23 protein-coding genes are annotated in these 23,534 nt (G+C 67.3%); 14 read left to right on the forward strand and 9 right to left on the reverse strand.

Annotation, left to right across the window (positions count from 1 at the left end):
* Positions 1-50 precede the first annotated feature (50 nt).
* The 6 genes from ACFIMZ_RS18520 to ACFIMZ_RS18545 all read left to right on the forward strand — a co-directional run bounded on the left by ACFIMZ_RS18520 (position 51) and on the right by ACFIMZ_RS18545 (position 6,041).
* Positions 51-1,259, forward strand: coding sequence for a class I SAM-dependent rRNA methyltransferase (locus ACFIMZ_RS18520; protein WP_431820793.1), 1,209 nt, complete (start codon positions 51-53; stop codon positions 1,257-1,259).
* 75 nt (positions 1,260-1,334) lie between these two features.
* Entirely contained in the window at positions 1,335-2,495 is a 1,161-nt protein-coding gene (locus ACFIMZ_RS18525; RefSeq protein ID WP_431820794.1) for a CobW family GTP-binding protein, read from the forward strand.
* Positions 2,496-2,971: 476 nt separating this feature from the next.
* Positions 2,972-3,388, forward strand: coding sequence for an RNA polymerase-binding protein DksA (dksA, locus tag ACFIMZ_RS18530; protein WP_059611863.1), 417 nt, complete (start codon positions 2,972-2,974; stop codon positions 3,386-3,388).
* A 221-nt stretch (positions 3,389-3,609) separates the two neighbouring features.
* Complete coding sequence (gene hslV / locus ACFIMZ_RS18535; RefSeq protein ID WP_431820795.1) at positions 3,610-4,146, forward strand: ATP-dependent protease subunit HslV; 537 nt, start codon at positions 3,610-3,612, stop codon at positions 4,144-4,146.
* 10 nt (positions 4,147-4,156) lie between these two features.
* Positions 4,157-5,500: an ATP-dependent protease ATPase subunit HslU gene (gene hslU / locus ACFIMZ_RS18540; RefSeq protein WP_431820796.1), complete on the forward strand. Its 1,344-nt coding sequence runs from the start codon at positions 4,157-4,159 to the stop codon at positions 5,498-5,500.
* Between the two features lie 178 nt (positions 5,501-5,678).
* Positions 5,679-6,041 (forward strand): hypothetical protein, encoded by a 363-nt coding sequence (locus ACFIMZ_RS18545; protein ID WP_431820797.1) that lies wholly within the window; start codon positions 5,679-5,681, stop codon positions 6,039-6,041.
* 33 nt (positions 6,042-6,074) lie between these two features.
* Here ACFIMZ_RS18545 and ACFIMZ_RS18550 read toward each other — a convergent pair whose 3' ends face one another.
* The 3 genes from ACFIMZ_RS18550 to ACFIMZ_RS18560 form a co-directional block, all read right to left on the reverse strand.
* Positions 6,075-6,617 (reverse strand): response regulator transcription factor, encoded by a 543-nt coding sequence (locus ACFIMZ_RS18550; protein WP_059611872.1) that lies wholly within the window; start codon positions 6,615-6,617, stop codon positions 6,075-6,077.
* Positions 6,618-6,653: 36 nt separating this feature from the next.
* On the reverse strand, positions 6,654-8,027 hold the full coding sequence (locus tag ACFIMZ_RS18555; protein WP_431820798.1) for an ATP-binding protein: 1,374 nt from the start codon (positions 8,025-8,027) through the stop codon (positions 6,654-6,656).
* A gap of 89 nt (positions 8,028-8,116) precedes the next feature.
* On the reverse strand, positions 8,117-8,341 hold the full coding sequence (locus ACFIMZ_RS18560) for a cysteine-rich CWC family protein (protein WP_010090349.1): 225 nt from the start codon (positions 8,339-8,341) through the stop codon (positions 8,117-8,119).
* A gap of 302 nt (positions 8,342-8,643) precedes the next feature.
* Here ACFIMZ_RS18560 and argB point away from each other — a divergent pair, with 302 nt between their 5' ends.
* From argB to ACFIMZ_RS18595, 7 genes are all read left to right on the forward strand, one after another.
* Positions 8,644-9,543, forward strand: coding sequence for an acetylglutamate kinase (gene argB / locus ACFIMZ_RS18565; protein WP_059633286.1), 900 nt, complete (start codon positions 8,644-8,646; stop codon positions 9,541-9,543).
* Entirely contained in the window at positions 9,540-10,331 is a 792-nt protein-coding gene (locus tag ACFIMZ_RS18570) for a pyrimidine 5'-nucleotidase (protein WP_431820799.1), read from the forward strand. The genes argB and ACFIMZ_RS18570 overlap by 4 nt, the downstream gene beginning before the upstream one ends.
* Positions 10,298-10,981 carry a nucleoid occlusion factor SlmA gene (gene slmA, locus ACFIMZ_RS18575; protein WP_431820800.1) on the forward strand — a complete coding sequence of 228 codons (684 nt, stop codon included), beginning with the start codon at positions 10,298-10,300 and terminating at the stop codon, positions 10,979-10,981. Before ACFIMZ_RS18570 ends, slmA begins: the two co-directional genes overlap by 34 nt.
* A 435-nt stretch (positions 10,982-11,416) precedes the next feature.
* Positions 11,417-12,562, forward strand: a complete 1,146-nt coding sequence (gene metX, locus ACFIMZ_RS18580) for a homoserine O-succinyltransferase MetX (protein WP_431820801.1) — start codon at positions 11,417-11,419, stop codon at positions 12,560-12,562.
* A complete protein-coding gene (metW, locus tag ACFIMZ_RS18585) occupies positions 12,559-13,167 on the forward strand; it encodes a methionine biosynthesis protein MetW (protein WP_431820802.1) in 609 nt (202 codons plus the stop codon). Before metX ends, metW begins: the two co-directional genes overlap by 4 nt.
* Positions 13,168-13,291: 124 nt before the next feature.
* Positions 13,292-14,713 carry an AmpG family muropeptide MFS transporter gene (locus tag ACFIMZ_RS18590; RefSeq protein WP_431820803.1) on the forward strand — a complete coding sequence of 474 codons (1,422 nt, stop codon included), beginning with the start codon at positions 13,292-13,294 and terminating at the stop codon, positions 14,711-14,713.
* Positions 14,703-15,734, forward strand: a complete 1,032-nt coding sequence (locus ACFIMZ_RS18595) for a M48 family metallopeptidase (protein ID WP_431820804.1) — start codon at positions 14,703-14,705, stop codon at positions 15,732-15,734. Before ACFIMZ_RS18590 ends, ACFIMZ_RS18595 begins: the two co-directional genes overlap by 11 nt.
* A 56-nt stretch (positions 15,735-15,790) precedes the next feature.
* Here the strand turns inward: ACFIMZ_RS18595 and ACFIMZ_RS18600 are convergent, their stop codons facing one another.
* Positions 15,791-16,765: an AraC family transcriptional regulator gene (locus tag ACFIMZ_RS18600; RefSeq protein WP_431820805.1), complete on the reverse strand. Its 975-nt coding sequence runs from the start codon at positions 16,763-16,765 to the stop codon at positions 15,791-15,793.
* Positions 16,766-16,979: 214 nt separating this feature from the next.
* On the opposite strand from ACFIMZ_RS18600, the gene ACFIMZ_RS18605 reads away from it, so the two are divergent.
* Positions 16,980-18,032 carry an NAD(P)-dependent alcohol dehydrogenase gene (locus ACFIMZ_RS18605; RefSeq protein WP_431820806.1) on the forward strand — a complete coding sequence of 351 codons (1,053 nt, stop codon included), beginning with the start codon at positions 16,980-16,982 and terminating at the stop codon, positions 18,030-18,032.
* Positions 18,033-18,146: 114 nt separating this feature from the next.
* Here the strand turns inward: ACFIMZ_RS18605 and ACFIMZ_RS18610 are convergent, their stop codons facing one another.
* From ACFIMZ_RS18610 to gatC, 5 genes are all read right to left on the reverse strand, one after another.
* Complete coding sequence (locus ACFIMZ_RS18610) at positions 18,147-18,920, reverse strand: exodeoxyribonuclease III (RefSeq protein WP_431820807.1); 774 nt, start codon at positions 18,918-18,920, stop codon at positions 18,147-18,149.
* A 58-nt stretch (positions 18,921-18,978) separates the two neighbouring features.
* A complete protein-coding gene (locus ACFIMZ_RS18615) occupies positions 18,979-19,818 on the reverse strand; it encodes a polyphosphate kinase 2 family protein (RefSeq protein ID WP_431820808.1) in 840 nt (279 codons plus the stop codon).
* A 112-nt stretch (positions 19,819-19,930) separates the two neighbouring features.
* Positions 19,931-21,403 carry an Asp-tRNA(Asn)/Glu-tRNA(Gln) amidotransferase subunit GatB gene (gene gatB / locus ACFIMZ_RS18620; protein WP_431820809.1) on the reverse strand — a complete coding sequence of 491 codons (1,473 nt, stop codon included), beginning with the start codon at positions 21,401-21,403 and terminating at the stop codon, positions 19,931-19,933.
* 3 nt (positions 21,404-21,406) lie between these two features.
* Positions 21,407-22,897 carry an Asp-tRNA(Asn)/Glu-tRNA(Gln) amidotransferase subunit GatA gene (gene gatA, locus ACFIMZ_RS18625; RefSeq protein WP_431820810.1) on the reverse strand — a complete coding sequence of 497 codons (1,491 nt, stop codon included), beginning with the start codon at positions 22,895-22,897 and terminating at the stop codon, positions 21,407-21,409.
* A gap of 79 nt (positions 22,898-22,976) precedes the next feature.
* Positions 22,977-23,276 (reverse strand): Asp-tRNA(Asn)/Glu-tRNA(Gln) amidotransferase subunit GatC, encoded by a 300-nt coding sequence (gene gatC, locus ACFIMZ_RS18630; RefSeq protein ID WP_042586579.1) that lies wholly within the window; start codon positions 23,274-23,276, stop codon positions 22,977-22,979.
* Between the last annotated feature and the right edge of the window lie 258 nt (positions 23,277-23,534).

Genomic DNA, 23,534 nt, shown 5'->3' on the forward strand with positions numbered 1-23,534 from the left:
CCGACGACCGGACGAAGTCCCCGCGGGGCGCGGCCCAATTCGATCAAGCCATGCAAACCGTCACACTCAAGCCGTCCAAGGACAAATCGCTGCTGCGCCGCCATCCGTGGATCTACGCCAACGCGATCGACCGCGTCGACGGCAAGCCCGCGCCCGGCGCGACCGTCATCGTGCGCGCGCACGACGGCCGCTTTCTCGCGCGCGGCGCGTACAGCCCGCATTCGCAGATCCGCGTGCGCGTGTGGAGCTTCGACGAGAACGAGCCGATCGACCACGCGTTCTTCAAGCGGCGCGTGCAGCGCGCAGTCGCGCATCGCAACACGATGGTCTCGGGCACCGGCGCGGTGCGGCTCGTGTTCGGCGAGGCGGACGGGCTGCCGGGGCTGATCGTCGATCATTACGTCGAAGACTCGGGCGCCGCGTCGCCGCGCGGCCAGCTCGTCTGCCAGTTCATGGCGGCCGGCGTCGAAGCCTGGAAGGATGCGATCGTTGCGGCCCTCGTCGGCGCGACCGGCTGCCCGAACGTGTACGAGCGCTCGGACGTGTCGATCCGCGAGAAGGAAGGCCTCGAGCAGACGACCGGCGTGCTCGCCGGCGACCCGCCGCCCGCGACGCTGATCACGAACGAAAACGGCGTGCGCTACCACGTCGACGTGCCGAACGGCCACAAGACCGGCTTCTACGTCGACCAGCGCGACAACCGCGCGCTGGTCACGCAGTACGCGAACGAGCGCGACGTGCTGAACTGCTTCTGCTACACGGGCGGCTTCTCGCTCGCCGCGCTGAAGGGGGGAGCTGCGCGCGTGGTGTCGATCGATTCGTCGGGCGACGCGCTCGCGCTCGCGCAGCAGAACGTCGTCGCGAACGGTTTCGACCCGGCCCGCGCGAGCTGGCTCGACGCCGACGCGTTCAAGACGCTGCGCCGCCTCGTCGACGAAGGCGAGCGTTTCGACCTGATCGTGCTCGATCCGCCGAAGTTCGCGCCAACCCGCGACAGCGTCGACCGGGCGGCCCGCGCGTACAAGGACATCAACCTGAGCGGCTTCAAGCTGCTGCGCCCGGGCGGCCTGCTGTTCACCTACTCGTGCTCCGGCGCGATCGACATGGACCTGTTCCAGAAGATCGTCGCCGGCGCGGCCGCCGACGCGAAAGTCGACGCGCGCATCCTGAAGCGCCTCGGCGCGGGCGTCGATCACCCGCTGCTGTCCGCGTTCCCGGAAGGCGAATATCTGAAGGGCCTGCTGTTGCAAATCGTCTGATCGCCCCGATCTTCGCGCGCAGCCGCTCCCGCCGGCCGGTTGGCCGAAGGGCGGGGGCTTGACAGATATGTTTCAATGAATGGTTGTGCGCCCGGATTGCCGGGCGCGACGCACATCCTGGTTTTGACCCCGATTCACGAACCACAGGCGACCGACATGGCCACTCCCGTCACCATCCTCACCGGCTTCCTCGGCAGCGGCAAGACGACGCTGCTCAAGCGCATCCTGAACGAACAGCACGGCATGAAGATCGCCGTGATCGAGAACGAGTTCGGCGAAGAGAACATCGACAACGAAATCCTCGTGCAGGATACGACCGAACAGATCATCCAGATGAGCAACGGCTGCATCTGCTGCACGATCCGCGGCGACCTCGCGCGCGCGCTCGGCGACCTGGCCGCGAAGAAGCGCGACGGCAAGCTCGACTTCGACCGCATCGTGATCGAGACGACCGGCCTCGCGAACCCGGGCCCGGTCGCGCAGACGTTCTTCATCGACAGCGAGATCGCCGACGATTTCCTGCTCGACGCGATCATCACGCTCGTCGACGCGAAGCATGCCGACGCGCAGCTCGACGAGCACGAAGTCGTGCAGCGCCAGGTCGGCTTCGCCGATCGCCTGTTCATCACGAAGTCGGACCTCGTCGACGACGAGACGGTCGCCGAGCTCAAGCACCGCCTCGTGCACATGAACCCGCGGGCGGCGATCAAGGTCGTGAACTTCGGCGACGCGGACATCAAGGAAATCTTCGACCTGCGCGGCTTCAACCTGAACGCCAAGCTCGAGATCGATCCGGACTTCCTCGCCGAAGACGAGCACGCGCACCATGGCCATGACCACGATCACGACCACGCGCATTGCGACCACGATCACGGCCACTGCAGCCACGACCACGACCACGATCACGCGCACGGCCACCACCACCACGCGCACCACGACGACAAGATCAAGTCGTTCGTGTACCGCAACGACCGCCCGTTCGATCCGAACAAGCTCGAGGACTTCCTCGGCGGCATCCTGCAGATCTACGGCGAGCGGATGCTGCGCTACAAGGGCGTGCTGTACATGAAGGGCGTCGACCGCAAGGTCGTGTTCCAGGGCGTGCACCAGATGATGGGCAGCGACCTGGCCGCGAAATGGCTGCCGATCGAGAAGAAAACCAACAAGATGGTGTTCATCGGCGTCGATCTGCCGCAGGACCTGATCACCGACGGCCTCGACGCCTGCCTCGCCTGAGCGCGCATCCGCGCCGCTTCGCCGCCGGCCGCCAACGGGCCGTCGGCGGCGGCCGGGAGCCGCTTCCTGCAAGGGTTTTGCCGTCATCGCTTTTTCGCGATTTGCAGGTTATATTTTCAAGATATCGGCGCAGCCGACGGGGATCGACCCGATACGGCGCAGACTTGCGATTCAGTTACAATACGTGCCCGCTGGAGTACGGTAAAAGACAGGCCCGGTTCTTGCAGAAGCGCAGTGCCGGGCATCGCAACAGCTCCGCATCCGGCCAGGCCGCGTCCGATGCGATCAGCCGCGCAGCAAACCGGTTCGCCGCGCGCGCAAGTCGGCGCCAGGCCCGTCCTGGTATTTGAGAACCGGTTTTTCCAGAGGCTTTCGGCCCCGCAGTCGCCAAACGCAAATGATTGCAAGCGCAGTTGCGGGTAATCCCAAAGTGCAGGCAATATGTTTCGTTTGCCGCACATTGAAGAAGCAAGCAGATGACGAAGAAACTCTTGACCGAAGCCGAAATCCTGAAGATGAGCGACAAGGATTACATGAATGAGGATCAGCTCGCCTTCTTCAAAGCTCGGCTCGAACAATTGCAGGCGGAAATCCTCCACAATGCGGGCCAGACGACCGAGAACCTCCGCGAGACGGTGATCGTGCCCGATCCTGCCGATCGCGCGACGATCGAGGAAGAGCACGCGCTCGAGCTGCGCACGCGCGATCGCGAGCGCAAGCTCCTCAAGAAGGTTCAGCAGTCGCTCGCCCGCATCGACTCCGGCGATTACGGCTGGTGCGAGGAAACCGGCGAACCGATCGGCATTCCGCGCCTGCTCGCGCGGCCGACCGCGACGCTGTCGCTCGAGGCACAGGAGCGCCGCGAGCTGCGCCAGAAGCTGTTCGGCGACTGAGCAGCCGGCGTTCCGCCCAGACACGCTGCTTCACGAAAGCGCGCGGCCTTCCGCGCGCTTTTTGTTTTTCCGGCCGGGCGAATTCCGCCCTCCGCTCTTGATATCCCCGCGTGCGCCCTAAAATGAAACGCATGCGCGCCGGGCCGCTCCCCGGCGCACCGCGATTCACGCGGCGGCGCGGCGCGCCGCCGCCTCTTCCCCGTTTTTCTCAAGGAACGCAGATGGAGCAATTTCACGGCACGACCATCGTTTCGGTCCGGCGCGGCAACCAGGTTGCGCTCGGCGGCGACGGCCAGGTGACGCTCGGCAACATCGTCATGAAGGGTGGCGCGCGGAAAGTGCGGCGGATCTACAACAACCAGGTGCTGGTCGGCTTTGCGGGCGGCACCGCCGATGCGTTCTCGCTGCTCGACCGCTTCGAGGCGAAGCTCGAGAAACACCAGGGCAACCTGACCCGCGCGGCCGTCGAGCTCGCGAAGGACTGGCGCACCGACCGGATGCTGCGCCGCCTCGAGGCGATGCTGATCGCGGCCGACGCGAGCACCACCCTCGTCATCACGGGCAACGGCGACGTGCTCGACCCGGAAGGCGGCATCTGCGCGATCGGCTCGGGCGGCGCGTACGCGCAGGCCGCGGCCCGCGCGCTCGTCGACAACACCGAGCTGTCGCCGCGCGAGATCGTGGAGAAATCGCTCGAGATCGCCGGCGACATGTGCATCTACACGAACCACAACCGTGTGATCGAAACGATCGAGTAAGGAACGAAACATGAGCACCATGACCCCTGCCGAGATCGTCTCGGAACTCGACAAGCACATCATCGGCCAGGACAAGGCGAAGAAGGCGGTGGCCGTCGCGCTGCGCAACCGCTGGCGCCGCCAGCAGGTCGCCGATCCGCTGCGCACGGAAATCACGCCGAAGAACATCCTGATGATCGGGCCGACGGGTGTCGGCAAGACCGAAATCGCGCGGCGTCTGGCCAAGCTCGCCGATGCGCCGTTCATCAAGATCGAAGCGACCAAGTTCACCGAAGTCGGCTACGTCGGCCGCGACGTCGACAGCATCGTGCGCGACCTGATCGATATCTCGGTCAAGCAGACGCGCGAAGCCGAGATGCGCAAGGTGCGCAGCAAGGCGACCGACCAGGCCGAGGACCGCATCCTCGACCTGCTGCTGCCGCAGCCGCGCGCGGTCGGTTTCGGCGCGAACGCCGAGCATGCGAACGACGACAACAACGCGACGCGCCAGACGTTCCGCAAGCGCCTGCGCGAAGGCCAGCTCGACGACAAGGAAATCGAGCTCGACCTCGAGCAGCCGACGATCGGCATGGACATCATGGCGCCGCCCGGGATGGAAGAGATGACCGAGCAGATCCGCTCGATGTTCTCGAACCTCGGTTCCGGCAAGAAGACGCGCCGCAAGGTGAAGATCGGCGAAGCGCTGAAGCTGCTGACCGACGAGGAAGCGGCGAAGATGCTGAACGAAGAGGAAGTGAAGACGAAGGCCGTGCAGAACGTCGAGCAGAACGGCATCGTGTTCCTCGACGAGATCGACAAGATCACGTCGCGCAACAACGAAGGCAGCGGCGGCGAAGTGTCGCGCCAGGGCGTGCAGCGCGACCTGCTGCCGCTCGTCGAAGGCACGACGATCAACACGAAGTACGGGATGGTGAAGACCGATCACATCCTGTTCATCGCAAGCGGCGCGTTCCATCTCGCGAAGCCGAGCGACCTGATTCCGGAGCTGCAGGGCCGCTTCCCGATCCGCGTCGAACTGGAATCGCTGTCGGTGAAGGACTTCGAAGCGATCCTCGTCGCGACCGACGCGAGCCTCGTCAAGCAGTACCAGGCGCTGCTCGCGACCGAGGACGTGCAGCTCGAATTCGTCGAAGACGGCATCCGCCGCCTTGCGGAGATCGCGTACGCGGTCAACGAGAAGACCGAGAACATCGGCGCGCGGCGCCTGTACACGGTGATCGAGAAGCTGCTCGAGGAAGTGTCGTTCGCGGCCGGCAACCACGCCGGCGAATGCGTGACGATCGACGCGAAATACGTCGACCGTGCGCTCGGCGAGGTGTCGCAGGACGAGGACCTGTCGCGCTACGTGCTGTAAGCGCCACGCGGCATCGAACGGGAAACGGGCGACTCCGGCGGGGCCACCCGTTTTTTATTGGTGCGCTCGAAGCCGCGCAGGTACCTGCACATTGGAACGCGTCCGATGGCCAGTCCCCAACGGAGTCACTAGAATCGGGATGCCCTCGTCCACGAACTGACGCAACCATCGCCATCCCATGATCATCTACCCGTCCATCGCCGGCCGATTCGTGCCGGCATTGCGCGCCCTTTCGCGCGCCGACATCCGTTCGGTCATGCAGCGGATCAAGCGGGATTCGCTGCGCCGCTACAACGTCGCGTTTGCGTTCGCGTGGCTGGGCTCGCTGGCGGGCGCAGCACTCACGGCCGTGTCGATCTATGCCGGAATCCACTTTGCCGCACGCTGCGTGTCGGCCAAGCCATGGCCAATGGCCGTCGCCGTCGTGGTCGGCGCGATCGCGCCGCAGCTCGGGAACGTGTTCTACTCGGCGCTGATCGCGCGCCTGCTGAAGCGCGAAATCGTCGCTCGCATTGCACGGGACCGGCGCCCGCCCGGATGAATCGCCGGGCGACCCCGCCGATCCCGGCGCGGCTTACTGCCGAACCGGCTTCTTCGCGAGCTTGCGCTGCAGCGTGCGGCGGTGCATGTTCAGCGCACGGGCCGTCGCCGAAATGTTGTTGTTGTTCTCGGCGAGCACGCGCTGGATGTGCTCCCATTCGAGCCGGTCGACCGACAGCACGACCGGGTGCTCGAGCGCTTCGTCCGCCTGCACTTCGCTCGCGTTGGTCTGCAGCGCGGCCAGGATCGACTCGATGTTCGCCGGCTTCGCGAGATAGTTGTCGGCGCCTTCCTTCACGGCCTGCACCGCGGTCGCGATGCTCGCGTAGCCCGTCAGCACGAGAATCCGCGCGTCCGGCTGCAGGTCGCACAGCGGCGCGATCAGGCTCAGCCCCGAGTCGTCGCCGAGATGCAGGTCGACGGTGATGAACTGGAACTTGCCCGCCGCGGCGAGCTTGAGCGCCGTCTCCTTGTCGTGCGCCTGCTGGACCGCATAGCCGCGGCGCTCGAGGCCGCGCGCGAGCGTGCCCGCAAACACCTCGTTGTCGTCGATCACCAGGAAGTTGTTGTCGCTCATGTGGTTTCTCCGTCTACATGTTGGTTGGGCGGCGAACTACGCCGCGTGGCGCGTCACCGGCAGGCGCAGCACGGCCCGCGTGCCGCGGCCCGGGGAGGCCCCGGCCAGGCGGCCGCCGGAGCGCCCTGCTCCGTTGGCCGCGTCCGGCGCGTGACCGTCGGACGCGCCGCCCGGCAGGCCCGCTGCGGCTGCCGCCGCCGTGCGCGGCTTCGCGTCGGACAGCTCGATGTGGCCGCCGAGCCGCGCCGCCGCGCTGAACGCGAGGTACAGGCCGACCCCGTGCCCGCCCTGCGTGCTGTCGACCGGCATCGCGCCGAGCGACTCGCGCAGCGGGGCCGGAATGCCCGGACCGTCGTCGCGTACTTCGAATTCGATCTCGTCCGACTTGCCGTCGTGCGCGACCTTCGCCGCGAGCGTCACGTGCTGCGGGCTCGCGCGTGCGGCGTTGTCGAGCAGGATCGTCAGGATCTGGCCGGCCGCGACGGGGTCGTCGAGCGCGACGCCCGCCGGCCGCGCGCCGAGCAGCTCGAACTGCACGTGCGGATGCCGCAGCCGCCAGTGCTCGACGAACGTGTCGAGCCAGTCGTCGACGGGCTGGCGGCTCGCCGGCGCGCTCGCGCGGCTGCGCAGGCGCGCGAGCGCGGACGTGCAGAGCGTCATCTGCTCGTCGAGCACCTTCAGGTCGGCGTCGTAGCGCGCGAGGCCGGCATCGGTGCGCGCGGCGTCGCGCAGCTCCTCGGTCAGCATCGCGATCGTCGACAGCGGCGTGCCCATCTCGTGCGCGACCGTCGCCGCCTGCACGCCGAGCGCGACCGCCCGCTCGTCGCGCAAGAGCCGCTGCTGCGCCTCGCCGAGCGCCGCGTCGCGCTGGCGCAGCGCGTTCGACATGCGCGCGACGAACCACGCGATCAGGCCCACGCTGACCATGAAGTTCACCCACATCCCGGTGCGGTAGTAGTCGAACAGGTTCGCCGGATTGTCCATGTTGAGCGGCACCGAATCGAAGCCGAGCGCCGCATAGCAGGCGACCGCGAACGCCGCGAGCCAGATCATCAGGTGCCACGGCAGCACGGCCGCCGCGATCGCGAGCGACGGCAGGTACAGCGACACGAACGGATTGGTCGTGCCGCCGGACAGGAACAGCAGCGCCGACAGCGCGCCGAGATCCACCCACAGCTGGCCGAGCAGCTCGAAATTGGTCTCGGGCCGCGCGCGCAGTACCCGCACCCAGGTCAGCGCGTTGAAGACGATTTCGAGCGCGATGACCATCAGCATCGCCGGCAGCGGCAGATGCACGCCGAAATAGGTCTGGACGACGCCGATCGTCGCGAGTTGGCCGATGATCGCGAGGTTGCGCAGCCAGAACAGGTGGCTGAGGTTGACGCGGCCGGTAGTGGTGATTCGTTGCATTCGCCCAGTTTACCCGTTTAACCGGGAACGACCCTAGCAAGGGGCCAGAACGCGTGCGCCGGACATCGCGTATCCCTGGCCATCCTCCACTATGCCGGCTTTCCCGCGACGCGCCGGGCGATCTCGTCAGCCAGGCATTCCGGGCAAAGGCAACGTGCGCCGCTGGCCGGCTGCGCGCCGTCGGGCAGCCCGGGCATCGACATGCACCAGCAGTCGAACGGCTGCGTGCGCGCGCCGCAGTCGAAGCTGCGGCCGCAACGCGGGCAGCGCGCGCTGCGCGGGGCGGAGCGGCGATCGGCGGCGGTTTCGGTCATGACGGGGCGGCGAAGAACGGGCGTGGCGGCACCCAACGAAACAAGCATAACGCGGCGGCCGGATTTTGCGGGTCGGCCGAACGGCCGATGTCGCGGGAAGAGCATGCGAACGGCGCGTTTCGCGCCCTCCCCGGCGCCACTTCCACCTCCGGCTTTCCCGCGCCGGCCGGGCCGCGCAGCCCGATCGCCCGGTGCGCCCCCCTGCCGCCACCCGTCCCCGCCCGCCCAAAATCCCGATGCTGCGCTGCGCCACTCCTGTACAATTCGCCCTGTTTCAACCGTTCCCAGCCAGAGCCGCCGCCATGTCCGAGCCCATCGACCTCTCGCAGATCGCCCCCACGCTGAAAGCCGAAATCCTCGCGGAGGCGCTGCCGTACATCCGCCGCTATCACGGCAAGACCGTGGTCATCAAATACGGCGGCAACGCGATGACGGAAGAACGGCTCAAGCAAGGCTTCGCGCGCGACGTGATCCTGCTGAAACTCGTCGGCATCAACCCGGTGATCGTCCACGGCGGCGGCCCGCAGATCGACCAGGCGCTGAAGAAGATCGGCAAGCAGGGCACCTTCATCCAGGGCATGCGCGTCACCGACGAGGAGACGATGGAAGTCGTCGAGTGGGTGCTGGGCGGCGAAGTGCAGCAGGACATCGTGATGCTGATCAATCACTTCGGCGGCCACGCGGTCGGCCTGACGGGCAAGGACGGCGGCCTGATCCACGCGCGCAAGCTGCTGATGCCGGACCGCGACAATCCGGGCCAGTACGTCGACATCGGCCAGGTCGGCGAGGTCGAGGCGATCAACCCGGCGGTCGTGAAGGCGCTGCAGGACGACGCGTTCATTCCGGTGATCTCGCCGATCGGCTTCGGCGAGGACGGCCTCTCGTACAACATCAACGCCGACCTGGTCGCCGGCAAGCTCGCGACGGTGCTCAACGCCGAGAAGCTGCTGATGATGACCAACATCCCGGGCGTGATGGACAAGGACGGCAACCTGCTGACCGACCTGTCGGCGCGCGAGATCGACGCGCTGTTCGAGGACGGCACGATCTCGGGCGGCATGCTGCCGAAGATCTCGTCGGCGCTCGACGCCGCGAAGAGCGGCGTGAAGTCGGTGCACATCGTCGACGGCCGGATCGAGCACTCGGTGCTGCTGGAAATCCTCACCGAGCAGCCGTTCGGCACGATGATCCGCTCGCATTGAGCGCCCGCCGCCAGCCACCTTCCCCCGACCTGCCGGCCGCCCTGCGGCGCCGGCGCATCTCGCGCAGCCGGCCCCGCGCCGGCGCGCCGGTGTGGCTGTTCGATCTCGACAACACCCTGCACCACGCATCGCACGCGATCTTCCCCGAGATCAACCGCGCGATGACGCAATACATCATCGACGCGCTCCAGGTCGAGCGCGCCGAAGCCGACCGCCTGCGCAACGACTACACCGAACGCTACGGCGCGGCGCTCCTCGGCCTCACCCGCCACCACCCGATCGACCCGCACGACTTCCTGCGCGTCGTCCACACGTTCGCGGACCTGCCCGCGATGCTGCGCGCGGAGCGCGGCCTCGCACGGATCGTCGCCGCGCTGCCCGGCCGCAAGTTCGTGCTGACCAATGCGCCGGAGAACTACGCGCGCGCGGTGCTGCGCGAGCTGCGCATCGAGCGGCTGTTCGAGCGCGTGATCGCGATCGAGCACATGCGCGACCGCCGCGCGTGGCGCGCGAAGCCCGACCACACGATGCTGCGCCGGACGCTGCGCGCCGCGCACGCGCGGCCCACCGACGCGATCCTCGTCGAGGACACGCGCGGCCACCTGAAGCGCTACAAGCGCCTCGGCATCGGCACGGTGTGGATCACCGGCCACCTGCCGGGCCACCTGCCGGGCACCGGCCGCCCGCATTATGTCGACCAGCGGATTCGTTCGCTAAAATCGCTCCGACTGGGCACTCGATCGGGGCGACAGAAATGCAGCCGACTCACCCGCAGGACCAAGCGGTAACGGACGACCAGGCCACACCCACCCGCACCCGCGTGCGCCCGAAACCGGGCGAGCGCCGCGTGCACATCCTGCAGACGCTCGCCGCGATGCTCGAGGCGCCGAAGCGCGAGAAGATCACGACGGCCGCGCTCGCGGCCCGGCTCGACGTATCGGAGGCCGCGCTGTACCGGCACTTCGCGAGCAAGGCCCAGATGTTCGAGGGCCTGATCGAATTCATCGAGAACACGTTCTTCGGCCTGATCAACCAGATCGCGGCGAAGGAGCCCGACGGCGTGCTGCAGGCGCGCGCGATCGCGCTGATGCTGCTCAATTTCGCGGCAAAGAACCCCGGCATGACGCGCGTGCTGACGGGCGAGGCGCTCGTCGGCGAGCATGAACGGCTCGTCGAGCGGGTCGACCGGATGATCGACCGGATCGAAGCGACCGTCCGCCAGAGCCTGCGCGTGGCGGTGATGGAAGCGAATGCGCGCCGCGACGGCAACGCGCATGCCGACGGCGCCGTGCCGTTGCCGGCCGACTACGATCCGGCCGTGCGCGCGAGCCTGCTCGTCAGCTACGTGATCGGACGCTGGCACCGCTTCGCGAAAAGCGGCTTCGCGAAAGCGCCCGGCGAACAGGCCGACGCGCAGCTGCGGCTGATCCTGCAGTGACCTGCACCCGATGCGCGCGGCCACCGCGCGCACGATGCCGGCTCCACCGGCATCGCAAATCGGACTCGTCCAATTCCATCCAGGCCGAACCTGTTCGACCATGCGGTCGTCACGGGCGAGCTGGCAGCGAAGTACCGCTGGTGATGCCGACCGGTCCGGCCGTGCCGCTCGCGTGACATACCGAAGTCCGCGCCCTGCTGCATCGAATCCGCGCGTCGCGCAATTTCCGCTATACTCTGCCGACTGCCGCCACCCTGGCGGCAGGTCGGAAGCGCGCCGATTTGCTGACTCGATTGCGGGCGCGCGAACCGGCCGGGGCCTCGTCCCGGCGGTTCACTACAAATGCGGCTAAAGAGGTCGTCAGCCGCGCATCTCCGACTCCGCGCCTCGCCGACACCATTTAGCCGCCCAGTCATATGGCATAAGGCGGAACGAATGGAATCGATCGGCATCGTCGCTCCACAGACCATGCACTTCGCCGAACCGCTGCGCTTGCAAAGCGGCAGCGTGATCGGCAACTATCAGCTCGTCGTCGAGACGTACGGCGAGCTCAACGCCGCGCGTTCGAACGCTGTGCTCGTCTGCCACGCGCTCAACGCGTCGCATCACGTCGCCGGCGTCTACGCGGACGATCCGCGCAGCACCGGCTGGTGGGACAACATGGTCGGGCCCGGCAAGCCGCTCGACACCAACCGCTTCTTCGTGATCGGCGTGAACAACCTCGGCTCGTGCTTCGGCTCGACCGGCCCGATGAGCATCGATCCGTCGACCGGCCAACCGTACGGCGCGCGCTTTCCGGTCGTCACGGTCGAGGACTGGGTGCACGCGCAGGCGCGCGTCGCCGACGCGTTCGGCATCGAGCGCTTCGCCGCGGTGATGGGGGGCAGCCTCGGCGGGATGCAGGCGCTCGCGTGGAGCCTGATGTATCCGGAGCGCGTCGCGCACTGCATCGACATTGCATCGACGCCGAGGCTGTCCGCGCAGAACATCGCGTTCAACGAAGTCGCGCGCTCGGCGATCCTGTCCGACCCGGATTTCCACGGCGGCGATTACTATGCGCACGGCGTGAAGCCGAAGCGCGGGCTGCGCGTCGCGCGGATGATCGGCCACATCACGTATCTTTCGGACGACGACATGGCCGAGAAATTCGGCCGCGCGCTGCGCCGCGCCGACGGCGCGCTCGACGCGTACAACTTCAGCTTCGACGTCGAATTCGAGGTCGAGTCGTACCTGCGCTACCAGGGCGACAAGTTCGCCGACTACTTCGACGCGAACACCTACCTGCTGATCACGCGCGCGCTCGACTACTTCGATCCGGCGAAGGCGTTCGACGGCAACCTGACGGCCGCGCTCGCGCACACCAAGGCGAAATACCTGATCGCGAGCTTCACGACCGACTGGCGCTTCGCGCCGGCGCGCTCGCGCGAGATCGTGAAGGCGCTGCTCGACAACAAGCGCACGGTCAGCTACGCGGAGATCGATGCGCCGCACGGCCACGACGCGTTCCTGCTCGACGACGCGCGCTATCACAACCTGATCCGCGCGTATTACGAACGAATCGCCAACGAGGTGGGTGCATGAACCAGCAGGCGCTGAACTCCCTGTCCGCACGCGCGGACTTCCGCACGATCGCCCGCTGGGTCGAGCCGCGCTCGACCGTACTCGATCTCGGCTGCGGCGACGGCTCGCTGCTGTCGCTGCTGATGGAAGAACTCGACGTTTCCGGTTACGGCATCGAACTGAACGACGCCGGCGTGCTCGCAAGCGCGAAGAACGGCATCAACGTGATCCAGCAGAACCTCGAGGACGGCCTGCGCCTGTTCGAGGACCACAGCTTCGATATCGCGATCCTGTCGCAGACGCTGCAGACGATCCACCAGACCGCCGCGATCCTGCGCGAGACCGCCCGCGTCGGCCGCGAATGCATCGTGTCGTTCCCGAATTTCGGCTACTGGGCGCACCGGCTGTCGGTGCTGCGCGGCCGGATGCCGGTGTCGAAGTCGCTGCCTTACCAGTGGCACAACACACCGAACGTCCGGGTGCTGACGATCAAGGATTTCGAGGCGCTCGCGCCCGAGGTCGGCGTCACGATCCTCGACCGCGTCGTGCTGCACGAAGGGCAGCCGATTCGATGGGGAGCGAACTGGCGTGGTAGTCTTGCTGTCTACCGCGTCAAGCGCAGCTGAGCCGGGGCGCCGTTGACGAACGGCATGGCCGGTCAGGCACGGCCGGTCAAGCCCAGCCCGCGCCGCGCGGGCGGCTGCCGCACGCTGCCGCCGCCATAACGTCAACGCTACCCAGTTCCATTCCATGTCGAAAACGCCACACGAGGCGCCCGCACTCACCGCTCACGAGGATCACCCCGGCTGGCGAGCCTTCCTGAACACGCACATGCTGATCTGCGTGTTTCTCGGCTTCACGTCCGGTCTGCCCCTCTTCACGCTCGTCTATCTCGTGCAGGCATGGCTGCGCTCGGAAGGCGTCCAACTGAAGGAAATCGGCCTGTTCGCGCTGATCCAGTTCCCGTATACGTGGAAGTTCCTGTGGGCGCCGCTGATGGATCGCTACCTCCCGCGCCTGCCCGGCTGGCGGCCCGGGCGCCGGCGCGGCTGGATGCTGCTCACGCAAGTGCTCGTCGCGGGCGCGATCGCCGCGCTCGGCTTCGTGTCGCCGCGCGATTCGATCTGGACGGTCGCCGCGCTCACCACGCTCGTCGCGTTCTTCGGCGCGAGCGCGGACATCGTGATCGACGCGTATCGCCGCGAGTTGCTGCGCGACACCGAGCAGGGCCTTGGCAACGCGGTGCACGTGAACGCGTACAAGCTCGCCGCGCTGATCCCCGGCTCGCTGGCGCTGATCCTGTCCGATCACCTGCCGTGGGACGTCGTGTTCGCGATCACCGGCGCGTTCATGCTGCCGGGCATACTGATGACGCTGCTCGTGCGCGAGCCGGAAGTGGTCGGCGCGCCGCCGCGCAACCTGCGCGACGCGATCGTGCTGCCGTTCCGCGAATTCATCCAGCGCGACGGCTGGGCCGGCGCGCTGCTCGTGATCGCGTTCATCTTCCTGTTCAAGATCGGCGACACGATGGCGACGACGCTGTCGACGTCGTTCTTCCTCGACGTCGGCTTCTCGCGCACGGAAATCGGCATCGTCGCGAAGACCACCGCGCTCGTCGCGAGCGTCGCCGGCGGGATCATCGGCGGCGTCTGGCTCGTGAAGATCGGCATCGGCCGCGGGCTGTGGATCTTCGGCGCGCTGCAGATGGTGTCGACGCTCGGCTTCGCGTGGCTCGCGCAGGTCGGCCCCGGCTCGGCGGCGCTCGCGACGCTCTACGACTTCACGGTCGCCGCGAGCCACGCGATCGCGTCGGTGCTGTCGGTCGTCGGCATCCAGGTCACGCCGCAGCTCAGCCCGATGACGGTGGCGCTCGCGCTCGTCTACGGCTTCGAAACCTTCACGACCGGCCTGACGATGGCCGCCTTCGTCGCCTACATCGCGAGCACGACCGACCCGCGCTACACCGCGACGCAGTTCGCGCTGTTCACGAGCCTCGCGTCGGTGCCGCGCACGCTCGCGTCCGCGGCGAGCGGCTTCATCGTCGCGAAGACCGGCTGGTTCGACTACTTCCTGCTGTGCACCGCGCTCGCGATCCCCGGCATGATGCTGCTGTTCAAGATCGCGCCGTGGCACGGCGACGCGCGCAATGGCGAGGCGACCCGTGCGCAGTGACCGCTTGCGCCGCATCGCGCACCTGGCCGCGTCGCTGAGCGTCGGCATCGCGGCGCTCGGCGCGGGCGCCGCGCAAGCAGGCGACACAGGTTCCGCGGCGGCGCCCGGCTCGGCGCCGTCGGCCACGCCCGCGCCGTCGCCCACCCCGTCCGCGACCGCCGAGCCGGCGCAGCCGACGGGCGCCGCCGCGTCCGCGAAAGCCTATACGCCGACGCCGCAGCAAGTCCGCTTCGGCAATGCGGTGGCGTTCCGCACGCTGATTCCGTCGCCGCTCCTCGAGCAGCTGACCGCGAACGAATACGCGCAGATCGTGCAGGCGGCGGCGCAGAACAACCGCCTGCTCCCCGCGAACCAGCCGCGCGTGAAGCGCCTGCACGCGATCGTCGCGAAGCTCGCGCCGTATTCGGTGAAATGGAACGACCGGGTCAAGACGTGGGCGTGGGACGTCAACGCGATCCGTTCGCGCGACATCCGCGTATCGTGCCTGCCCGGCGGCAAGATCCTCGTCTATGGCGGGATGCTCGACCGCGTCCGCCTGAGCGACGACGAGCTCGGCGTGCTGCTCGCGCACGGCATCGCGCATGCGCTGCGCGAACACGCGCGCAGCAGCTTCAGCGATACGTCGCAGACATCGCTGCGCGCGGCGGCGCTGCCGCCGCTGTTCGGCGTCGGCGATCCGCTGCCGCAGCCGCTGAACCTCGACGAGCGTCTGCAGACGATGCGCTACGACCCGACCGACGAAACCGAGGCCGACGTGATCGGCGGCGACATCGCCGCCCGCGCCGGCTTCGACCCGCGCGCCGCAATCACGCTGTGGGACAAGCTCGCCGCCGCGACCCGCGCGAACAGGGAATCGGGCTTCATCTACACGCACCCGTACGACGCCGCGCGCCGCCAGGACCTGCTGAACCGCCTGCCGGACCTGCTGCCGCTGTACGCGAAGGCTACGGCCAGGCGCGTCGACGCGCTGCCCGACTACGCGGGAATCAGCGCGCAGCGGCGCAAGGTCGCGCGGCGCTGAGCGGATGGCGCGGCGTGCATGCGCCGACGCCGGCCAACCCGATCTCGCTTACCGCGCTACGCGCCGACCTTCGGCTCGTCCGCCCAGTCGATGACTGCCTCGCCACCGATCGTCCGGCTGCCCGTCTCGCGCATCCAGCGCACCTCGTCGCCGGGGCTGCGGCCGAACAATCGCTTGAACTCGCGGCTGAACTGCGACGCGCTCGCATAGCCGACCCGCGCCGCCGCCACGCCCGCACCCATGCCGTCCTGCACCATCATCAGCCGCGCCTGATGCAGGCGCGTCGTCTTCACGTACTGCATCGGCGACGTCGCGGTGACGCTCTTGAACTGCGCATGGAACACCGCGACGCTCATGCCGGCCTCGCGCGCGAGCGTCTCGACATCGAGGTCGCTGGTCAGGTCCGCGTGAATGCGGCGCAGTGCCTTCGCGATGCGGCCGAACTGATGCTGCTGGACGAGCGCCGCGCGGATCGCGTCGCCCTGCGCGCCGGTCAGCACGCGATAGGCGATCTCGCGCATGATCGACGGCCCGAGCACGCGCGTGTCGTGCGGCGACGCGAGCGCTTCGAGCAGGCGCAGCACTGCATCCGCGAGCGGCGCGTCGAGCGGGGTCGAATACACGCCGCGCGGCTCGCTGACGGCGACGCCGCGGGTTTCGTCGAGCAGGATCGCGAGTTCGGCGATCACCGCGAGATCGACCCGGATCGAGATCGCGAGAAACGGCTCGTCCTCGCTCGCGAACGTCTCGCACTCGAACGGCAGCGGCACCGACAGCACGAGATATTGCTGCGCGTCGTAGATGAATGACTGATCGCCGAGATAGCCGTGCTTGCGCCCCTGGCAGACGACGACGATGCTCGGCTCGTACAGCACCGGCATGCGCGGCACCGGCCGGTTCGCGCGGATGAAGCGCACGCCTTCCATATCCGCATGCGTAAAGCCCTCGTTCGGCGCGAGACGCGCGAGCAGCTCGATCATGCGGCGCTGCACACGGTCGCCGGCATCGGCAAAAAGGGGCTGGAAGCTCATCGGCGCAATCCTGGACGGCAAGAGAATCAGGCTTGCAATGTAGCATTCTGGCGCTGCTTTATCGGGATGTTGGCCACATTTCGAGATAAATAGGCAAATCTTCGAGACCTTCAGGTATTTCACGGCGACGCCGCGCTCCGTACGATGGCGTCCTGCCTCGCCGCGCCGTCACATGGCGCGACGGCAGCGACTTTTGCCGAACAAGGAGCCCCGCATGAGCACAACCTATGCCTACGCAGCGACCGACGCCAAGTCGCCGCTTGCCCCGTTCGAATTCCAGCGCCGCGCGCTGCGCGATCTCGACGTGCAGATCGAGATTCTTTATTGCGGCGTCTGCCACTCCGATCTCCATCAGGCGCGCAACGAATGGAAGAATGCGATCTACCCGGTCGTGCCGGGCCATGAAATCGTCGGCCGCGTGAGCGCGACCGGCCCGCAGGTGTCGCGCTTCAAGGTCGGCGAACTGGTCGGCGTCGGCTGTCTCGTCGATTCGTGCCGCACTTGCCCGAGCTGCGCGGAAGGGCTCGAGCAGTATTGCGAGAACGGCTTCGTCGGCACCTACAACGGCCGCGACCGCGTGAGCGGCGACGTGACGTACGGCGGTTATTCGACGCAGATCGTCGTCGACGAGGCGTTCGTGCTGCGCGTGCCGGACACGCTCGACCCGGCCGGCGCGGCGCCGCTCCTGTGCGCGGGGATCACCACGTATTCGCCGCTGCGCCAGTGGAACGTCGGCCCGGGCAAGAAGGTCGGCATCGTCGGCCTGGGCGGCCTCGGCCATATGGGCGTGAAGCTTGCGCGCGCGATGGGCGCGCAGGTCGTGCTGTTCACGACGTCGCCGTCGAAGGTCGAGGACGGCAAGCGGCTCGGCGCGCACGAAGTGGTGATCTCGAAGGACGACGCGCAGATGAGCGCGCACCTGAACAGCTTCGACTTCATCCTGAACACGGTCGCCGCGCAGCACGACCTGAACCCGTTCCTGCACCTGCTGAAGCGCGACGGCACGATGACGCTGGTCGGCGCGCCGGAGCACGACCATCCGTCGCCGCAGGTGTTCAACCTGATCTTCAAGCGCCGCCGTCTGGCCGGCTCGCTGATCGGCGGGATCGCGGAGACGCAGGAAATGCTCGATTTCTGCGCGGAGCACGGGATCACGTCGGACATCGAAACGATTCCGATGCAGCAGATCAACGTGGCTTACGAGCGGATGCTGAAGAGCGACGTGAAGTATCGGTTCGTGATCGATATGGCGTCGATCAAGGCGTAAGCGGCAAGCGGCACACCCTCGCGCGGCGACCATGCATGCCGACGCGGGCAAACAAAACGGGCTGCATTTCGCAGCCCGTTTTGCATCCGGCGCCCGCGCCACGCGCGGCGCGCGTCACTTCTTGTAGTCGTAATCCACCGTCAGCGGCGCATGATCGCTGAACTTGATGTCGCGGAAGATCGACGTGCGCTTCGCGGTGCCCGCGACGCCCGGCGTCGCGATCTGGTAGTCGATCCGCCACCCGACGTTCTTCGCATACGCCTGGCCGCGGTTGCTCCACCACGTGTACTGCTCGGGACGCGGATCGAGCGTGCGGAACACGTCGACGTAGCCGACGTCGTCGAACAACTGCGTGAGCCACGCACGCTCTTCCGGCAGGCAGCCGGAGTTCTTCTGGTTGCTCTTCCAGTTCTTGATGTCGATTTCCTTGTGGACGATGTTCACGTCGCCGCACAGGATCACTTCGCGCTTCTTCTTCAGCTCGGCGAGGTGCGGCATGAACTCGTCCATGAAGCGGTACTTCGCCTGCTGGCGCTCGTCGCCGCTCGAGCCGGACGGCACGTACACCGACACGACCGACAGCTTGCCGTAGCGGGCCTCGACGTAGCGCCCCTCGGAATCGAATTCGCTGCTGCCGAAGCCGATGATCACGTCATCGGGCTCGCGGCGGCTGTACAGCCCCGCGCCGCTGTAGCCCTTCTTCTCGGCGTGGTGGAAATAGCTCTTGAGGCCGTGCGGCTCGACGAATTCGGCCGGCAGGTCGTCGGCCGACACCTTGATCTCCTGCACGCACACGCAATCGGCGTTCTGCTCGCCGAGCCACTCGAAGAAGCCTTTCTTCGCGGCGGAGCGGATGCCGTTCAGGTTGGCGGTAATCACACGCATCATGTCGGGTTTCCGTTCTGTATTCTCACAAGTTTGGATCGTAGCGCCTCGCCGGCCGCGCTTACCGGATCTTCACGCCTTCCAGCTCGGGCTTGGCCGGCGGGAACTCCAGCTTCATGTCGGTCAGCGTGCGCAGCAGCAGCTCGGCGATCATCACGTTGCGGTGGGTCTTCGAGTTCGCCGGAATCACGTACCACGGCGCATGCTCGGCCGACGTCGCGGCGAGCGCGTCGCGGTACGCGTCCTGGTACGCATCCCAGTGCTTGCGCGCGTCGAGATCCGAGATGTCGAATTTCCAGTGCTTGACCGGGTCGTCGATACGCGCCTGCAGCCGGTCGCGCTGCTCGTCCTTCGAGATGTGCAGGAAGCACTTGACGACCGTCGTGCCGTTTTCGACGAGCATCGTCTCGAAGTCGCGGATCTGCCGGTAGCGGCGCTCGCATTCCTTCTCGTCGATCGCGCCCAGCACGCGCGGCACGAGCACGTCCTCGTAATGGCTGCGGTTGAAGATCGCGAGCTCGCCGGCTGCCGGCACCTGCGCATGCACGCGCCACAGGAAGTCGTGCGCGGCCTCGATCGGCGTCGGCGCCTTGAACGGCACGACGCGCAGGCCGAGCGGGTCGACCTCGCGAAACACCGCGCGCACGGTGCCGTCCTTGCCGCTCGTGTCCATCCCCTGCAGCACGAGCAGCACGCGCTTCTTCTGCTGCGTGTGCAGCCGTTCCTGCTGCACGTCGAGCTCCATCGAGACCGACGACAGCCGCTCGCGGTCGGCTTCCTTCGCGCCCGACGAAAACGGCTTCGCGGACGGATCGTATGCGCCGAGCGAGAACGCTGCCGCGTCCTTCTCGCGCGTGTGGTACGGCACCCGGTAATCGTCGAGCGACGGTTGTTTCGCCATGCGTTCCTCCGTGTGACGGCGCGCACGCCGCGTGCGCACCAGTTGCAACGGGCCGCCCCGAACAGGTTCGGCGGCGGCCCGTGATCAAGCGCGGGTCAGGCGCGCGCGCCGCTTACCCGAGCTTCTTCTTCAGCAGTTCGTTGACCTGCTGCGGGTTCGCCTTGCCCTTCGTCGCCTTCATCGCCTGGCCGATCAGCGCGTTGAACGCCTTTTCCTTGCCCGCGCGGAATTCCTCGACCGACTTCGCGTTCGCCGCGAGCACTTCGTCGATGATCGCCTCGAGCGCGCCGGTATCGGAGATCTGCTTCAGGCCCTTCGCGTCGATGATGCGATCGGCGGCGGCTTCGTCGGTCGCCTTCTCGTCCCAGATCATCGCAAAGATTTCCTTCGCGATCTTGTTCGAGATCGTGCCGTCCGCAATCCGCTGCAGCACGAGCGCGAGCTGCGCGGCCGACACGGGAATCCCGTCGATCTCGATGCCGTCGCGGTTCAGCTGCGACGATACGTCGCCCATCAGCCAGTTCGCGGCGATCTTTGCGTTCGCAGCGCCCGCCTTCGCGACCACCGCCTCGAAGTACGCGGCCATCGCCTTGCTCGACGTCAGCACGCCCGCGTCGTACGCGGACACGCCGTACTGCTCGACGAAGCGCTGCTGCATCGCCACCGGCAGCTCGGGCATGCCGGCCTGCACGCGCTCGACCCAGTCCGCGCCGATCACGAGCGGCATCAGGTCCGGATCGGGGAAGTAGCGGTAGTCGTGCGCGTCTTCCTTGCTGCGCATCGAGCGCGTCTCGCGCTTGTCCGGGTCGTACAGGCGGGTTTCCTGCACGACTTCGCCGCCGTCCTCGATCAGCTCGATCTGGCGACGCACTTCATAGTTGATCGCCTCCTCGAGGAAGCGGAACGAGTTCAGGTTCTTGATCTCGGCGCGCGTGCCGAACTTCTCCTGGCCGACCGGGCGCACCGACACGTTCGCGTCGCAGCGGAACGAGCCTTCCTGCATGTTGCCGTCGCAGATGCCGAGCCACACGACGAGCCCGTGCAACGCCTTCGCGTACGCGACCGCCTCGGCCGCGCTGCGCATTTCCGGCTCGGTGACGATCTCGAGCAGCGGCGTGCCCGCGCGGTTCAGGTCGATGCCCGTCATCCCCGCGAAGTCTTCATGCAGCGACTTGCCCGCATCTTCTTCCAGATGCGCGCGGGTCAGGTTGACGGTCTTCGAATACGCTTCCTTGCCGGCCTTTTCATTGGCGGGCACCTGGATCGTGATCTGGCCGCCCTGCACGACCGGAATCTCGTACTGGCTGATCTGATAGCCCTTCGGCAGATCCGGGTAGAAGTAGTTCTTGCGCGCGAAGATGCTGCGCGGCGCGATGGTCGAGCCGATCGCGAGGCCGAAGCGGATCGCCCGCTCGACCGCGCCGCGGTTCAGCACCGGCAGCACGCCCGGCAGCGCCAGGTCGACCGGGCAAGCCTGCGTGTTCGGTTCCGCGCCGAACTGCGTCGGCGCGCCGGAGAAAATCTTCGAGACGGTCGACAGCTGCGCGTGCGTCTCGAGACCGATGACGACTTCCCACTGAGTCATTGCTTACACCCCCGCCGGAACTTGCTTGTGCCAGTCGGTCGCGCGTTGGAACGCGTCGGCGACCTGCAGCATCCGGGCTTCGTTGAAATAGTTGCCGATGATCTGCAGGCCGACCGGGCGCTTCGCATTCGCGCCCGCGCCGAAACCGCACGGCACGCTCATGCCGGGCAGGCCCGCGAGGCTCACCGACAGCGTATAGATATCCGCGAGATACATCTGCACCGGATCGTCGCCCTTCGCGCCGAGGTCCCAGGCGACCGTCGGCGATGCCGGGCCCATGATCACGTCGCAGGACTTGAACGCTTCCTGGAAATCCTGCGCGATGATGCGGCGGATCTTCTGCGCCTGCAGGTAGTACGCATCGTAGTAGCCGTGCGACAGCACGTAGGTGCCGATCAGGATGCGGCGCTTCACCTCGGGGCCGAAGCCCTCGGCGCGCGACTTCTTGTACATGTCGAGCAGGTCGCCGTATTCGGCGGCGCGGTGGCCGTAGCGCACGCCGTCGAAGCGTGACAGGTTCGACGACGCCTCGGCCGGCGCGATCACGTAGTAGACGGGGATCGACAGCTCGGTCTTCGGCAGCGACACCGGCACGAGCGTCGCACCGAGCGCCTCATAAGCCTTGAGCGCCGCGTCGACCGCCGCGCGCACGTCGGCGGCGAGGCCGTCGCCGAAGTATTCGTTCGGCAGGCCGATGCGCAGGCCCGCGAGCGGCTTGCCCGCGTCGTTGCCCGGCGTCCACGGCTGGCCGAGGTGGCGCGTGAAGTCCTCGTCGTCGCGCTCGAGGCTCGTCGAGTCGCGCTCGTCGAAGCCCGCCATCGCGTTGAGCAGCAGCGCGCAGTCGGCGGCGCTCTGCGCCATCGGGCCGCCCTGGTCGAGCGACGACGCGAACGCGATCATCCCGTAGCGCGACACGCGGCCGTAGGTCGGCTTGATGCCGGTCACGCCGGCGAACGACGCCGGCTGGCGGATCGAGCCGCCGGTGTCGGTGCCGGTGGCGGCCGGCGCGAGGCGCGCGGCGACGGCGACCGAGCTGCCGCCCGAGCTGCCGCCCGGCACGGCCTTCGTGTCCCACGGGTTCTTCACCGGGCCGAACGCGGAGTTCTCGTTCGACGAGCCCATCGCGAACTCGTCCATGTTGGTCTTGCCGAGCGTGACCATGCCGGCCGCCGACAGGCGGGCAACGACGGTCGCGTCGAACGGGCTCGCGTAGTTCGCGAGCATCTTCGAGCCGGCGGTCGAGCGCCAGCCGCGCGTGACGAACACGTCCTTGTGGGCGATCGGCAGGCCGGCGAGCGGGCCGGCCGCGCCGCGCGCGAGCTCGGCGTCGGCGGCCTTCGCCTGCGCGAGGGTCAGATCGGCATCGACGTGGACGAACGCGTTCAGGTCCTGCGCGGCGTCGATCCGTTTCAGATAGTGCTGCGCGAGCTCGACAGCCGAGCATTCCTTGGCGGCGAGCGCGGCGCGCAGTTCGGTCAGGCTTTTTGCGTGCATTGAGTGGTTTTCCTGGGAATTCTGGGGCGCGTGCGGCGCGAAACGGCATGAAGCGGCGCGCACGCTTGTCATCGAACGCTTACTCGATCACCTTCGGCACGAGGTACAAGCCGTCCTGCACGGCCGGCGCCGGACGCTGGTTGTCGTCGCGGTTCACCGTTTCCGTGACGGCGTCGTCGCGCAGGCGCTGCGCGACTTCCTGGATCTGTTCGATCGGGTGGGCGAGCGGCGCGATGCCGGCGGTGTCGACCGCCTGCATCTGCTCGACGAGGCCGAAGAATTCATTGAGCTGGCCAAGCGTATGCTCGGCGTCGGCATCGGCCATTTCGAGGCGCGCAAGGTGCGCGATGCGTTTCACGTCGGTCAGGGTCAGAGCCATGCAATCACCGGAAAACAAGGCGGCGCAGCGCGCGAGAAGCGGCGCTGCGGCGGGGGTTGGAGGGTGCGATCCCACCCTCAAAAATCGGGTACGAAGCGGGAAAAATACCGTCCGTTTCGATTCAAATACCGCGAAATTATAAGGTATCATTACGCGTTCGACCCAAACCCGGCAGCCTTTTCCCGTACCGCTGAGCCCCCTGTCGGCAGGCCGTGCGGGCTTCAAGCGACTCCCGGTAGATTTCATTCGCAGCTTCGA

The organism is Burkholderia sp. F1 (assembly GCF_050813845.1).
GTDB lineage: Bacteria > Pseudomonadota > Gammaproteobacteria > Burkholderiales > Burkholderiaceae > Burkholderia > Burkholderia ubonensis.